Source organism: Paenibacillus sp. FSL M7-1046, from assembly GCF_038007405.1.
Taxonomy (GTDB): Bacteria; Bacillota; Bacilli; order Paenibacillales; family Paenibacillaceae; genus Paenibacillus_AQ.
The window spans coordinates 4,835,409-4,850,386 of sequence record NZ_JBBOXB010000001.1; the positions used below are offsets into that span (position 1 = coordinate 4,835,409).

General features: G+C 51.6%; 11 protein-coding genes, 1 pseudogene and 1 riboswitch. Of the genes and pseudogenes, 10 read left to right on the plus strand and 2 right to left on the minus strand.

Annotated features, from left to right (window positions below):
• Nucleotides 1-140: 140 nt before the first annotated feature.
• The 3 genes from NYE29_RS21305 (at nucleotide 141) to NYE29_RS21315 (ending at nucleotide 3,839) form a co-directional block, all read left to right on the plus strand.
• Nucleotides 141-950: a GNAT family N-acetyltransferase gene (locus tag NYE29_RS21305; RefSeq protein ID WP_340897384.1), complete on the plus strand. Its 810-nt coding sequence runs from the start codon at nucleotides 141-143 to the stop codon at nucleotides 948-950.
• Nucleotides 951-1,152: 202 nt separating this feature from the next.
• Nucleotides 1,153-2,307 carry an AI-2E family transporter gene (locus tag NYE29_RS21310; RefSeq protein ID WP_340897385.1) on the plus strand — a complete coding sequence of 385 codons (1,155 nt, stop codon included), beginning with the start codon at nucleotides 1,153-1,155 and terminating at the stop codon, nucleotides 2,305-2,307.
• A gap of 20 nt (nucleotides 2,308-2,327) precedes the next feature.
• Nucleotides 2,328-3,839 (plus strand): carboxylesterase/lipase family protein, encoded by a 1,512-nt coding sequence (locus NYE29_RS21315; RefSeq protein ID WP_340897386.1) that lies wholly within the window; start codon nucleotides 2,328-2,330, stop codon nucleotides 3,837-3,839.
• 133 nt (nucleotides 3,840-3,972) lie between these two features.
• Here NYE29_RS21315 and NYE29_RS21320 read toward each other — a convergent pair whose 3' ends face one another.
• Complete coding sequence (locus tag NYE29_RS21320; protein WP_340897387.1) at nucleotides 3,973-5,145, minus strand: PstS family phosphate ABC transporter substrate-binding protein; 1,173 nt, start codon at nucleotides 5,143-5,145, stop codon at nucleotides 3,973-3,975.
• Nucleotides 5,146-5,351: 206 nt separating this feature from the next.
• Nucleotides 5,352-5,501, plus strand: a riboswitch (FMN riboswitch).
• A 129-nt stretch (nucleotides 5,502-5,630) separates the two neighbouring features.
• On the opposite strand from NYE29_RS21320, the gene NYE29_RS21325 reads away from it, so the two are divergent.
• From NYE29_RS21325 to NYE29_RS21355, 7 genes and pseudogenes are all read left to right on the plus strand, one after another.
• Complete coding sequence (locus tag NYE29_RS21325; RefSeq protein ID WP_340897388.1) at nucleotides 5,631-6,584, plus strand: DMT family transporter; 954 nt, start codon at nucleotides 5,631-5,633, stop codon at nucleotides 6,582-6,584.
• 267 nt (nucleotides 6,585-6,851) lie between these two features.
• Nucleotides 6,852-6,962, plus strand: a pseudogene (locus NYE29_RS21330) (carbohydrate ABC transporter permease); the annotation flags it as partial.
• A gap of 629 nt (nucleotides 6,963-7,591) precedes the next feature.
• The gene (locus NYE29_RS21335; protein WP_340897389.1) at nucleotides 7,592-8,254 is read left to right on the plus strand and encodes a stage V sporulation protein AA; all 663 of its coding nucleotides are present in this window, start codon (nucleotides 7,592-7,594) and stop codon (nucleotides 8,252-8,254) included.
• Nucleotides 8,251-8,676 carry a stage V sporulation protein AB gene (locus NYE29_RS21340; protein WP_038594622.1) on the plus strand — a complete coding sequence of 142 codons (426 nt, stop codon included), beginning with the start codon at nucleotides 8,251-8,253 and terminating at the stop codon, nucleotides 8,674-8,676. Before NYE29_RS21335 ends, NYE29_RS21340 begins: the two co-directional genes overlap by 4 nt.
• A 1,388-nt stretch (nucleotides 8,677-10,064) precedes the next feature.
• Nucleotides 10,065-11,756, plus strand: coding sequence for a spore germination protein (locus NYE29_RS21345; protein ID WP_340899769.1), 1,692 nt, complete (start codon nucleotides 10,065-10,067; stop codon nucleotides 11,754-11,756).
• 193 nt (nucleotides 11,757-11,949) lie between these two features.
• Nucleotides 11,950-13,284, plus strand: a complete 1,335-nt coding sequence (gene lysA / locus NYE29_RS21350) for a diaminopimelate decarboxylase (protein WP_038594620.1) — start codon at nucleotides 11,950-11,952, stop codon at nucleotides 13,282-13,284.
• 141 nt (nucleotides 13,285-13,425) lie between these two features.
• On the plus strand, nucleotides 13,426-13,857 hold the full coding sequence (locus NYE29_RS21355) for a peptidylprolyl isomerase (RefSeq protein WP_038594618.1): 432 nt from the start codon (nucleotides 13,426-13,428) through the stop codon (nucleotides 13,855-13,857).
• Between the two features lie 193 nt (nucleotides 13,858-14,050).
• On the opposite strand, the gene NYE29_RS21360 is transcribed toward NYE29_RS21355, so the two are convergent.
• Nucleotides 14,051-14,806 carry a YwaF family protein gene (locus NYE29_RS21360; RefSeq protein ID WP_340897392.1) on the minus strand — a complete coding sequence of 252 codons (756 nt, stop codon included), beginning with the start codon at nucleotides 14,804-14,806 and terminating at the stop codon, nucleotides 14,051-14,053.
• Nucleotides 14,807-14,978: the final 172 nt, after the last annotated feature.

Sequence of the window (14,978 nt, forward strand, 5' to 3'; positions counted from 1 at the left end):
ATGCCCAATGAAGTACATCGAATTGGCAAGACCTGGAAGTTTTACCTGCAGCCCGAACCGGAAATTCCGGAGACGGGCTGTTTATTTTTTCCGGCAGGCGCATTATGATTGAAAGAAAGGAAAAATTAGGGGGTTAAGAGATGTTTGAGAGTTTTGAGCCGGATGATAGAGTGCTGCATAGCAGTGGGTTTAAGCAAGAGGAGGTTCTACATAACCTGATTCACCGCATTACGGAGTACGCGGATGCGATCAAGCTCAAAAGCATTGATGATCAACTGATCTTCACCCAATCGACAGGTCACAATGCCTGGTTATGGGTTTCGAAGGAGCTTGGAGTACAGCAGCGGGACGATTTGGTGCGGCAGCTGGCGGAACAGGTGAAGGATAGCGGAATCCCCGGAATCAGCGCAGAGCCGGAGACGGCCAAGGCATTCGCGGAAGCTTTTTGCGCGGCCAAGGGGAAACTTTATCATACTTATATGATGCTAAAAGTCTACCATTGCCCGGAGGTGCGGAAACCCGGCCATGTCAGTGGGACGCTGCTGCAGGCGGGTGAGGCCCATATTCCGGTGATCGCGGAGTTTACAGCCAGATTCATTGAGGATGCCTTCGGGACTTCTGAGCAGCAGGAGAATTTCCTTTCCTATGCGGATGAAGCGGTTCGTGCCGGCAACCTGTATTTGTGGGTTGTGGATGGCGTGCCTGTATCTATGGCGGCCATCGCACACCGCTCGGCGAGACATGGCCGGATTAATGATGTCTATACGCCGCGCACTCACCGTAAACAAGGGTATGCCAGCGCAGCCGTGGCTGAACTATGCCAAATATTGCTCGCCGAAGGCTTAACTCCGGTGCTGTACGCAGACGACAAAAACCCGGATTCCAACAAGGTCTACCAAACTGTAGGGTTTGTGGAAGCAGGGCAAATTGCAGATATTAAATTCGACTGAATGCATGCGTCATAGTCTGCGATATCAAGGGCCCGAGCTGAGACATCTGGAACTTTCAAAAACGCAGCGTAAAAGGTGCAGAATTTCATAGAGGGGAGCTAGTGCTGAAAATTTGACTTGCAACCCCTGCGTTGACTATGCTAATAGCAAGTGCAATTTATCACACTTACAGATAAGTCTTTGTATTAGGGGGAAAGCAGTAATGGAAAGGGTGCAGGTATGGCCTGAGAGGTTTAAAAAGTTTTTTTTAAATAACAAATTTGTGGTTTCTTTACTGATTATTTTACTTATCGGGGTTACGATTCTGGTGTTCTCCAAGGTTCCGTTTATTTTCAAGCCGATATCGGTCCTGCTGCACACAGTGGCGGCTCCGCTGCTGCTCTCCGGAATCGCCTACTATTTGCTGAATCCACTGGTTGACCGGCTGGAGAGAAGAAGCAAAGTGAAGCGTGCCTATGGGATTGTGATTCTGTATCTGGTGATCGCCGGGATTATTACACTAATTCTACTGACAGTCATTCCGATAATCCGCACCCAGCTGCTTGGACTGATTGATAATTTCCCTAAATACAGTGAGCAGATTCAGCAGGAATTCGTTAATTTGACCGGCAGTGAGCAGTTCGAGCGCATTCAGGAGAATATTGGCATGGACTTTACTAATATTACCAGCAAGGTGACAACATGGGCCACCTCCTTTCTGAATAACGCAGTGAATGGCGTTGGCAGCTTCGTTGGGGCATTGACCGAAATTGTTCTGGCTGTGGTAACCACTCCATTTATCCTGTTCTACCTGCTCCGTGACGGCAAAAAGCTGCCTGACTACCTGATGAGGTTCATCCCTACCGGCTTGCAGCCGCAGACGCGGGAAGTAATGTCCGAGATGAACAGCCAGGTGGCTTCCTATATCCGCGGACAAATTATCGTAAGCTGCTGCATCGGTGCGCTGCTTTATATCGGGTATTTGATTATCGGGCTGGAGTATTCCCTGGTGCTGGCGATCGTTGCAGCCTGTACGGCGGTAGTTCCCTATTTGGGTCCGGCCATTGCCATTACTCCAGCCTTGATCGTTGCGATGGTGACTTCTCCGTTCATGCTGTTGAAAATGATCTTCGTCTGGACTGCGGTCCAGCTGATCGAAGGTAAATTTATTTCGCCGCAGATCATGGGCAAGTCGCTGAAGATTCATCCGATTACTATAATTTTCGTCATTATTTTTGCCGGTAAAATGTTCGGCGTGCTTGGCATTATCCTGGCTGTACCGGGATATGCCGTGCTGAAGGTGGTCGTTACCCATGTCTTCCAGTGGTTCCGTTTCCGCTCCGGATTATATCAAGTGATCGAAGAAAAAAAGGAATAACGCGAAAGGATGAGTGTTTTATGACAGGACCCGTGGCAGATACATTATATGGGAAGCTGCAAGGAACACAATGTGACGGTGTGAACATCTGGCGCGGAATTCCTTTTGCCGCCCCGCCTGTGGGTGAGCTGCGATTTCGCACGCCACAGCCGCCGGAGCCATGGAGTTCCGTTAGAGAGGCCAGGGAATTCGGCCCGGTCAGCCATCAGCCTGTCAGTACCGGCAGCACCCGATTCGGAGGTACAACTCCGGAATATTCCGAAGATTGCCTGTACCTGAACATCTGGTCGCCAGCGGCTGAAGGTGAAGCTCTGCCGGTCATGGTATGGATTCATGGGGGCACTTTTGTAACCGGAGCCGGCAGCCAGCCGATGTTCGAAGGTACCCATATGGCCAGTAAGGGCAAAGTTATTGTGGTTACCGTCAATTATCGGCTGGGACCGTTCGGTTTCATGCATTTGTCGCCGTTTGGCGGAGGCTTGGCCTCCAATGCTGGTCTGCTGGACCAGATTGCCGCACTACAATGGGTACAGGGCAATATTGCCGCGTTTGGCGGCGACCCGAAACGGGTTACCCTCTTCGGCGAGTCTGCGGGCAGCATGAGTATTGCCGCGCTGCTGGCGATGCCTGCGGCACAAGGCTTGTTTGCCGGAGCTATTATGCAGAGCGGGGCTGCACAGACCCTGAAGGCGCAGCAAGGTGAAGAGATTGGCGCAGCTTTTCTGGCCGAGCTCGGGATTCGTCCAGGCGGCGATACCACACTGCTGGACACGCTTCCGGCAGAGCAAATATTGAAGGCAGCAGGGGCGATGGTTTACAAGCTGTCCGGCAATGCGATGAGCATGCTGTTCCAGCCCGTTATTGAGCCGGATACATTGCCGGCAGATCCGGCGCAGGCTATTGCCGAGGGTGTAGCAAGCGGTATACCGCTTGTGATCGGGACGAATCTTCATGAGGGCAACCTGTTCTTCCGGGGAAGTGGTTCGGCAGAGAACTTTGACCAGTCGCTTCAATCTCTGGAAATGATGATGGGAGTAGAGAATTTGGCTGAACTCGCGCTTCATTATCCCAAGACCGTGGAGGGTCAAGCCGATTTTCTGACAGATCTCTTTTTCTGGGACAGCTCCATATCTATCGCTGAGCGGCAGCATCGCTATGCCCCGGTATGGATGTACCGGTTCGACTGGACCATCCCCGGCCATCCGCTGCTCGAGAAGGCTGTACATGGTGCGGAAATCTGCTATGTATTTAATAATTTATCGCACATGGCGCATTATGGAGTAGAGGTTACTCCTGCCATGGAGAGTTTGTCGGATGCGATGTTGAACGCCTGGACAGCCTTTGCCCACCGTGGCGATCCGTCGGTGCCAGGCCTATCTTGGCCGCAGTATACACTGGATGACCGCGCTACCCTGATCTTTGAGCAGGACATCCGCATCGTGGCTGATCCGGATCGGAAGAAGCGGACACGGCTGCTGTCAGCACAAGAGAACCCGCCTCAAGACTCGACTACCGGGACGTTGTCAGAATAGTAGTTGAGCGAAGTTGCTTGTTGTACAAAGAAAGAAGACCGGCATCATAGAGAAGCAGCAAGGACCGGGCATGCGGGTCCCTGCTGCTTTTTTGTGTGTATCTGCGTTTGAGGTAGGGGAGTAGTCCGGGAGCTTATTTTACCGGGGTATAGCCGGTTTTTGCCACCAGCTCCTGACCCTCGGGGGAAACTATCCAATCCAGAAAAGGCTGGATATGCGGATTGGAGCTTCCTGCGGTCACGGCATAAAATTCGGAGGCAAAAGGATAGGCTCCGCTCCGAATACTCTCCCTGCCGGGCTCAACCCCGTCGACGGCCAGCAGCTTGATCTCGTTATTGCTGTTCATCTCCGAGGCGTAGAACAGGAAGCTGAAGCCAAGAGCATTTTTATAATTACGGTAGCTGGCGGTCTGGCTGATAATGCCGCTCATCACATCCATAACATCTTTTTGCGGAGCTGCCATGAGCGGTGTGCCCTCCATGATTTTCTCAAGCATGGTCTGGCTGCCGCTGTTTTCTTCCCGCTGGAATGCCCGGATCGAGTCCCGTTTGCCGCCTACCTGTTTCCAATTTGTCAGCTTACCGGAATAGATATCCTTGATTTGCTGTGTGGTCAGTCCGTCCACCTTGTTCCGCTTATGAACGAAGAAGACAAATGCCTCGCGGCCAATGGGCGTAAGAACCAGTTCTTTGCCTGCTGCTTTGGCTGATTTCTGTTGGGAGAGAGAGGGGGCTGCTGCAAAAATAATATCCGTATCTCCATCGATCAGACGATCATAAGCAGTGGAGGTCGAAGTGCAGACTATCGTGCTGCTCTCAAAATCATATACGCTATAGTCGTCCTTCGGGTAGACGGCTTGAACAAATGCCGAATATAGCGGGTAGAGTGCGGTTGCACCGTCCAGCCGCGGAAGCTCGTCTGTGATCTTATAAGTGGAGGTTTGGTCCAGTATGGCTATCTTGGATTCCGGCTGGAAAGGTTTATATTTCTCCAGAGAAATCTCCCGGTCATTCACTTCAGCGAGGCTGTTCACATAAGCCTGATTGATTTCATAAACGCATGCCGCCAGTAGACATAACCCGGCGAAAGATGCGAGCACGATCCGCCGGATACGCAGCTTAAACAAGTCAAAGATCGCCAGCACCGCATAAACTGCAAGGGCAAAAGCGACAACAGCGGAAAGCGGGGCATAAAATTGCAGCCCTCCAAATAAGGAAATAATGAAATAGGCGATAGTTTCGGCAAATGCAATAGCGGCTACAGCGATAAATGATAACGGCAAGTTTGTTCCAAGTGGTCTTTTCATAAGGGCCTCTCTTTCAATGGATGAAGAATATGGATAATTCACATAATTCTATTATAACTTAATGAAATCAGCAGGAATTACAAAAAAATATCATTTAGAGGGCATGAAATGCGGTGATGAATGAAAAAATGTGTATATTTTCATAAAATACTGGACGAAATTCATAAACGGGAGTATCCTGAGATTGTGAAAAAAATAACGGAATACAAGATTCTCGGGGTAAGGTGAAATTCCTGACCGGCGGTGATGTTCAAAGCGAACTCAGCCCGCGACTCCTTCCCGCTGTCAGCAGCGGAAAGGACTGATCTGGTGACATTCCAGAGCCGACGGTAAAGTCCGGATGGGAGAGGATCATAAGATAAAGACGACAGGTTTATTCCTGATGGTCTTTATTGATAATGACCCCCGATAGTTGCCCCTCAGAAGGCAGCGCGGGGGTTTTTGGTCTCTTATCGAGGGTTTGTATCGACAAGGAGAATGGAATTATGAGTAATGTAACTGCTTCAACTTCAGAGGTGCGCCAGGCGCCGCTGCGCGGCGGGTTCTGGCTGGTTGTGCTGGGAGCGGCGCTATGGGGCGTCGATCCGCTGTTCCGCATCATCCTGCTCAAATCAATGACCTCTTCACAGATCGTTCTGCTTGAGCATGTTGTGCTCTTTCTGGCTGCCGCACCGGTACTTTGGCGGCATCGCACTGAACTGAAAGGAATTCGTCTGCGTCAGGCCGGAGCGCTAATGGTTGTATCTTGGGGCGGCTCCGCCGTGGCTACGATTCTCTTCACCAAAGCCTTGTCCAGCGGAGACCTCAATGCGGTGCTTCTGCTGCAGAAGCTGCAGCCGATCTTTGCCATAGGACTGGCGGCTGTCATCCTTAAAGAACGCCTGCCCCGAAATTTCGGACCGCTTATAGTGATTGCACTGGCAGGGACTTATCTGCTGACCTTTGGCTGGACCGCACCCTTCGGACATGTGAACAGCTTCATCAGTGTCGGCAGTCTGCTGGCGCTCGGAGCCGCTGCCTTGTGGGGCGGATCTACAGTAATGGGCCGCTATTTACTGGGTTCAATGAAGTATGAAACGGTGACTTCACTGCGGTTCATTCTGGCATTACCTCTCTTGTTCGTCGTCACCGCTATGGAGGGTGCTCCCTGGCAGGTACACGGGGGACTGGGCGCTTCATCAGCAATTGCGATCAATCTGCTGCTGCAGGCACTGCTGCCCGGACTGCTCAGTATGCTGCTGTACTACAAAGGTCTTAACACCACCAAAGCTTCCGTTGCCACCTTGGCAGAGCTCAGCTTCCCGATGACGGGAATTCTGATCAACTGGATTTTCTTCGATCTGCTGGTAACCTTGCCGCAAATTATCGGCTTTGCGCTGATTTGGACCGCACTGTTCCTTATCTCTAAACAACAGAGCCGTCAGGAAGCACTCAACTAGAGTGCGGCGGCTGTCTGAGTAATATAAAGTAGGTCTGAGGGGAGAACCCCCGTGGCTTTGAGTAGAAGAGGAGGATGTCCCCTGCAGCCATACGGCTGTAGGAGACATCCTTTTTTTCAGTTCAGCTCATCCGGAGAATTTTGTTCTTCCAAGTTTGCGAAACACCCATATTGGCTGCAAAAACTGCTGAAATGCTGCGTAAGTGAACTATATGGCTATATGTGGAGCGTTTACACTTTAAGGGAGACCAGCCTGAAATCCGGCAGGATTTCTGTGCAGCGTACGGTGATCGGTACAGGGCTTGAGCTGCTTATTACGTTCCTTGCAGCCTATCCGCTGTCTAAGGGGAATTCGGTCTTTAAGGGCCGCACAAGGTATGTTAGAGGAAGAGCTAGAGCTAGAGCCTCTTACTCCGCATATGCCGAGCTGGTAAATCAAATGTATTATGTGCAGCAGATGGATCCAGTTTTCCACTATATCAGCGATCTATTGCACTTTGTACAGCACACTACTGCAAAGACACCTGTTTATCGGTAAAATGCGGTAATCTGCTGCAGGAAATACAACAGAACGCTATTTTGAAGACGAATAGAGAGAATCTGGTGTGCTTATTGCAATAGAACTAACTCATACGGCAGGTGCGGCAGCATGAGGATTCGACGATTTACAGCACTCAATTTATAAGAATGAACGCAGCACCAATAAACAAAGGATAAGGCAGACGGGAGAATCGCCCGGTCTGCCTTTTTGTGCGTCTGTCCAGCACGCTAGCCAGTCAATTGGTAGTTGATACGGTGCTTTTCCGATAGCAATAAATAATCAAACTTATGCATTTTTTGGATACTAATCCGCAGAAATAGATCAATGGAAAGTGTTTCTGTGCGCTAAAGAGGCGATGCCTCAGCTAGATTTCTGCTGGTCTGGAGTAAAAATAAGCCTTTTCTCCCATACTACCGTTATTCTTGCGTCTCATCCTGCTTTTCACGACAACAATAGGAGGTGTACGGATGAACACTTATTCGGCTCCCGCCATTTACATACAGCTTAAGAATCGGGTAACGGTGCCCAAAGGGAAAGGGGTCACGCTGCGGGATATCGCTTATTTAATCACCGAGCCGGAGTGGAGGGAGCCGCTGTATTCAATTCTGCTGCTGAAGCCGGCACAGAGTGACGGGAACCTCATTCTGATCGACCTGTTGACGGTTATCCCGCATATTCAAGAATTGATACCGGGTGCTGACATCCAACCGATTGGCGAGGGGCGGACGATTGTGCAGATCGAAGGGCCGGTCGAAGCACGCAAACCTTCGGTTGCGCTGTTTGTGCTGGTGTGGCTGCTGCTTTTCTTCGGATCGGCGCTGACGATTATGAATTTTCATGCCGATGTCAGCATGCAGGAAGTGCATGTTCGCATCGTGGAGATGCTGACCGGACGGCGGGATGACCACCCCTATGTGTTCCAGATTGCCTATTCGCTAGGCATCGGGTTTGGCATGGTGATTTTTTTCAACCACCTCTTTAAGAAAAAATGGAACGAGGAGCCCACTCCGCTCGAAGTGGAAATGTTTCTTTATCAGAAAAATATCGACCATTATGTAGTCCACGAGGAGTATAGCAAAATGAATCGCAGCGGAAACGATCCATCAGGACCTAAAGAGGATGGAACATGACCGCGCCGATTACACTTGGACTGAATTTGCTGCTCGGAATTGCCGGGGGGATTGCGGTAGGCGGAGGGGTGATTGCTCTGTTTATCGTACTTGATATGGTGCCCCGGCTAGCCCAGCTGACTTCTTCCTACGACAAAGTTCATTGGTATGAAGGGGCGATGATCGGGGGTTCTCTGCTTGGTACTATGAGTGATTTCTGGAACTGGCGGATTAGCTCAGGCCCTGTGGTCGAACTGGGAGTTGGGCTGTTTGACGGGATATTTGTCGGCATGCTGGCCGCTGCTTTGACAGAGGTCTTGAATGTGCTGCCGATCTTGGCAAAACGTCTGCAAATGACGCATTATCTGTTTGGGCTGCTGATGGCCATGGTATGCGGCAAGGTTGCAGGCTCTTTGTTCGACTTCTTTGTATATCAACAGTAGAAGGGGGTTATGGAGTGGTAAAGTATATTCACAGCGGTGATCAGGTAAATGAGAAAAAAGCAAAAAATCAGACAGCCGGCCCGGCTGCGCTGCAGGCCGGCAATGTTGGTGGCGGGACAACTGGAGCGGCTCCGGCAGACGTAGCTGAGAGCTATGCAATCCAGTCAGCGGATAATCTTGGGGAAGCTCATACTGGGACTGCCGCCCGGCCCGGAGAAGCCGAGGCTGCGGACGAATTAGGCGTATTGTTAAGCCGGGAACAAACGGTACCCGCTTCCGGTTCTGTATCGGTAGGCGCTACGGAAGCCGGAGCAACCGGCTCTGCAGATCATGGCCTGCAAGCTCCGGACGGAGCGGGTATATCCAAACAGGAGGGAGCACCGGGAGGAAGTACAAATGCATCCGGGCAACAAGAGGCACCAGAGTCAGGCACAGCCGGTAATATCGCCGCAGACGGAAGAGGTACCATTAGTGCAGCAATTGTTAGTGCAGCGGCAGCGGCACAAGCTCACCGCACGCAAGCAAATGACTCGAAGGCCAGCGTAGAGGCAGATGGCGGTGCGGAAGCTGGCGGTGCGGAAGCAGGAGGGGGTACGTATGCGAACGCTGGGGGTGGGGCGGCAGACAGTAAGGATAATGGTGAGGCGGCTGGCAGCAGCAACGCGAATACTGGTGAGGCACAACCACAAGATGCGGAGAACTCCGGGAGCGGTGTGAGGGAGTTTTTTAGCACATTATTCAGTAAAGATACAGAGTTAGAAGTTACATCCGGCTCCAATGCCGGCAATCAGGACGTTGAAGCTTCAACTGAGTTCGGCACGGGGAACCAAAGCAAAGGTGATTCCGCTGCGCCTGGGGCGGGTGCCGGTAAGGGAACAAACAGCAGTGTGGACATTGGTGTGGACGCCGGAGCAACCGGGTATGGCGACCATGATCTGCAAGCCTCGGATGGAGCAGGAACACCGGATCAGGAGGGGAACGACCCGCAACAAGTGGCCACGCCTTTGGTAGAGGGCAGTTCAGATACCGAAGCAAGCAACGCAGCGGGAGAAAGTGCAAAGGGAGCTGGAGGACAAGTGACGGCGGCGCAGGCTGGCGGCAATGCCCCTACGGCCGATACCGGCAATGCAGCAGCAGGCTCAGCCTCCACACCCGAAGCCGATAATGCAGCAGCTGAAGCGGAATCGGAAAGACCGGAGGGTGACAGTGCAGTGTCCCCCGGCACAGCTGATCCCGGGGATGAGACCGGCAGCCAGCCGCAGGATATGGAAGCATCAGATGAGCTGGGTGCAGAGGAGCCGGAGAGCGGCAAAAAGGGTTTTTTCGCCAGACTGTTTAGTGAAGAGCCGGATACTGAGGAAGATGCTGAGTCAGACGATGAATCAGGAATGGGGAGTCCGGCCGGAGCCGGAACTACGGCGGAGGCCGGGAGCGGGCAGCAGTCACAAGCGCAGACCCAGCAGCCGCAGAAGTCCAAAAAAGACAAGAAAAAAGCAAAGCAGGAGGATGCTCCACCCCAGGGGAAAATCGACCCGCTGCAATTAAAACGGGACAACGAACGCTCTGATTCGCTTGAAGAATCTATTATATACTGGCAGGGTAATGACAAAGTTTCACCGAACCTGGAGCATACCAAAAATACACTGACTGAGGTCATGGGGCTGGGTTCGTCTTTTGATATCGTGTTCAGGGAGATGTCCTTTGCCGGCCGCAAAGCAGCACTGCTTTGCATCAGCGGGTTTGCCAAGGATACGATTATTGACGAGATTCTGAAGCGGCTTACCTATCTGACACCTGAAAATGTCTCCACTGATGTGCTGGCCAGCTTCATGACTGAATACATCCCCCACGTGCAGGTGGAAAAAGGTGAGCTGCTGAGCGAAAGTATCAATAAGGTCTTGTCGGGAATGAGTGTGTTCTTCATTGAAGGCGAGACCCAGGTTATTATTATGGATACACGCTCGTATCCTTCACGGAATCCTGATGAGCCCTCTATTGAACGGGTGGTTCGCGGGTCACGGGACGGGTTCACGGAGACGCTGCTTAGCAACGTCGCACTGGTACGCAGACGAATCCGCGACCCCGGGCTGAAATACGAGATGCATCAGGTCGGCCGCCGGACGCGGACGGATGTCTGTGTAGCGTATATTGACGACATTGTCGATAAAACCCAGGTGAAGGCTGTCACCGACAAAATTAATAGTGTGGATATCGACGGAATTCCACTGGCGGATAAGCAGCTGGAGGAGGCGATCGTCGGCAGAGGCTGGAATCCTTATCCGTTGGTCCGCTATTCAGAGCGCCCGGATACCGTAGCTTCTCATCTGCTGGAAGGCCGGGTGGTAATCTTTGTAGATACATCACCAAGCGTCATCGTGCTGCCGACCACGTTTTTTGATCTCTGCCAGCATGCCGAGGAGAACCGCCAGACTCCGTTTATGGGGACTTACCTGCGCTGGGTCCGGTTCATCGGAATCTTTGCTTCTATGTTCCTGTTGCCATTGTGGATGCTGATGGTCATTCATCCTGAGCTTTTGCCGAAGATGTTGGACTTTATCGGGCCGCAGAAGACAGCTAAAATCCCGCTCCTGGCCCAGTTCCTGATTGTCGAGCTTGGGGTTGACCTGCTGAGAATGGCGGCGGTGCATACACCGACACCCCTTGGCTCAGCCATGGGTCTGATTGCCGCTATTCTGGTGGGAGACATCGCCGTACAGACCGGACTGTTCGTGAATGAAGTGGTGCTGTATATGGCGATAGCCTCCATCGGGATGTTCGCAACGCCGAGTTATGAGCTTGGACTGGCCAACCGGATTGTCAGGCTTGTGCTGCTGGTCGCCGTTGCTGCGTTCCAGGTGCAGGGCTTTATGATCGGAACCACACTGATCGTCGTACTGCTGACCCTGCACCGGTCCTACAATTCATCTTATTTGTGGCCGTTTATACCATTTAATGCAAAAGCGATGGGCGAGATCATCCTGCGCCAGCCTGTGCTCAGCTCCAAAACAAGGCCATCCTTCAACAAAACAAGGGATAATACACGAATGCCGCCTGTCCAGGAGAACGAGAAACAATCGTAGGAAAATACAAATCAACTGCAAATTAGTCCATTCTATGGTGTTCCCTCTGTCTGCTATACTGAATACACTAAACAGCCCCGTAAAAAGCGGAGTTTCTGCTCAAACAGTTATCTTTCAGGAACTCTGCGGGGCCTAATAACATACAATAGACAGGGTGGAACAAGACATTCCACAGAAATTGGAGGACTGAGTAATGTTTTTACACGGGACGAGCCGAATTAATGATGCCGGACATTTGGAGATCGGCGGATGTGATGTGACGGAATTGAAAGCGGAATATGGAACCCCGCTATATATAATGGACGAGCAACTGGTCCGGCGCCGCTGCCGCGAGTACATGGATGCGTTTACGGCCTCCGGTCTTGAGTTTCAGGTGGCCTATGCCAGCAAAGCCTTCTCCGTGATGGCGATGTGCCGGTTGGTGGATGAAGAAGGATTGTCGCTTGACGTGGTGTCTGACGGGGAACTGTACACGGCGCTGCAAGCGGGTTTTCCTGCAGAGCGTATCCACTTCCACGGCAACAACAAAACACCTGATGAAATTGAGATGGCGATTGATGCCGGTATCGGCTGCTTCGTAGTGGATAACCTGGTTGAACTCAGCCTGCTGCAGAGCATTGCCTCGCGCAAGGAAGTGAAGGTGAACATCCTGCTCCGCGTTACGCCAGGGGTAGAAGCTCATGCCCATCATGCGTATGCTTCTACAGGCCAGACCGATTCGAAGTTCGGCTTTGACATCGGCAATGGTTCCGCTCAAGAAGCGGTAAGCCAGGCTTCAGACAAGGCCAATTTGCAGCTGCTGGGTGTGCATTCACATATCGGCTCGCAAATTTTTGAAACTGAAGGGTTCCAGCTTGCGGTGGAGCGGATCGCTGATTTCACCCGCAAGGTGAAGGAAGAGCTTGCCATTGATTTCCCTGTCGTCAATCTCGGCGGCGGCTTCGGCATCCGCTATGTGGACGGTGATACACCGTTGTTGGTATCCGAATATGTAGCGGCAATTACAGATGCGGTGAAAACGCATTTCGCAGGAATCGGCGGCAAACTGCCGCAAATCTGGGTAGAGCCGGGCCGCAGCATCGTTGGGGATGCAGGTACGACGTTGTACACGGTAGGAACCAACAAGGAAATTCCGGGAGTCCGTAAATATGTCGCCGTCGACGGCGGGATGACCGACAATCCGCGTCCTGCACTGTATGAATCCAAATACGAGGCGCTGCTTGCCAACCGTGCCACGGAATCCAATGAAGAAACAGTCTCGATCGCTGGCAAATGCTGCGAGAGCGGCGATATGCTGATCTGGGATGTGGAGCTTCCGAAGGTGGAGAGCGGTGATCTGCTTGCCGTAGCCTGCACCGGTGCGTATAACTATTCCATGGCCAGCAACTATAACCGGATCCGCCGTCCGGCCGTCGTTTTTGTACAGAACGGACAGAGCGATGTAGTGGTACGCCGCGAGAGTCATCAGGACATTACCGCCAACGATATTGTGCCGGAGCGCATCGCCAAGCAGGCTGTTGCGAAGTAGGCCTTCATCACCGCAAGGCTTAATGTGTAGAATAATTGGAGCAAGCGGGAGTGACTCCCGCTTGCTTTGCTTTGTGCGTGGTTTCATAGTAAACTAAGAAAAGTGTTCTACATCTGTTATTTCGAAAGGGGTCATTTACATATGGCAAAGCAAGCGAAAATTACACTTGAAAACGGCGGCGTAGTGCTGCTGGACTTGTTCGATCAGGATGCTCCAAACACCGTAGCCAACTTTGAGAAGCTGGCAAAAGACGGTTTCTACAACGGTCTGGTCTTCCACCGCGTTATCCCTGGTTTCGTAGCACAAGGCGGCTGTCCTAACGGTTCAGGCTCCGGTGGTCCAGGCTATACGATCAACTGCGAAATCAACCCGAACAAGCATGAGCGCGGAACGCTGGCTATGGCGCATGCCGGCAAGAACACTGGCGGAAGCCAGTTCTACATCTGCTATGCACCGCAGCCTCACCTCGACGGAGTACACACTGTATTCGGTAAAGTCGTAGAAGGCATGGACTATGTTGACTCTTTCCAGGGCCGCGACAAAATGACTTCGGTGGAAATTATCGAAGCTTAATTCAAATGAACTAAGGGGCTTCATACGCCTTTACTGCTATTCATAAAGCACCCGGCTGGGATCCCAGCCGGGTGCTTTTGTGCGAATATAAGAATTTATATGCTTCACGCTATAAATTATCCTTCTATTTCTCGCTGAAACGGATACCGTCCTTTTGAGAACGGCGGAAGCCGTTTCCACTTGATGCACCGCTTCAAAGGACCCGGCTTCTACGCCGGTCCCGGAGAGCAGAACGCTGCGGCAGCCTGAAAAAGATCAGATACATCAGCAGAAAAAGAATAAAGGCAAACCCCTCTTCGACCAGCAGGTAATAAGGGTAAGGGCCGAAATAATCCAGTACGGAAAAGGTGCCGGGTTTATGCGCCAGGAACATGTAGTTCGATCCCAGCAATGAATTTGCGGCATAGACACAGGCAGCGACCACATTCAGGCAGAGCATGGTGAAGAAAAGCGAGCGCCAGGTTGGCCTATACCCTTCGACCCAGGTCATATAGAGAGAGGCCAGAATAATCGCGCCATGGGCCGTAAAAAACAGCAGAAAGCGAAAATGGGGATAAGGATACACCAGGTTAGGCGTCAGCAGGGCGATAAAAGCTCCGCCAATGCCGGCAAAGTAGAGAAAGGAATAGAGCCTCCGGCTGCGGGTAAGCAGCATAATGACGGACAAGAGCAATGTAATCCCGCACAACTCCAGCGGCAGTGAAGACTCCTTCTTCCAGATCCCCTGCGAAAAGTACCATACATGCAATCCGGCTTCAGAAAAAAGCAGGATAAATACCAGCAGCAGTTTCACAACCCGGCGGAGTGATGGACGGGTACGGAGCGCAAAACGCGACCAGAACAGTATCAGGCAAACTAAGGTCACAACAGCCAGTGCAACCCAGTGTGACGGTGAAAACATACTGAAATCAGTCTCATGCTGCCGTGTGAAAAATGAGTCGAAATTCACAGAATTCTCTCCTTGGGACCCGTGGGTTATTTTAACAAAAATAAATATTCGAAATTTTAACATTTTCTGATTCTAGAGATCTATACTTAGGTGATATAAGTATATAATGCTCAAGCCGCACAGAAAAGGAAGAGATTTCTGCAATGTCACATAAGATGGATGCAGGAAAACC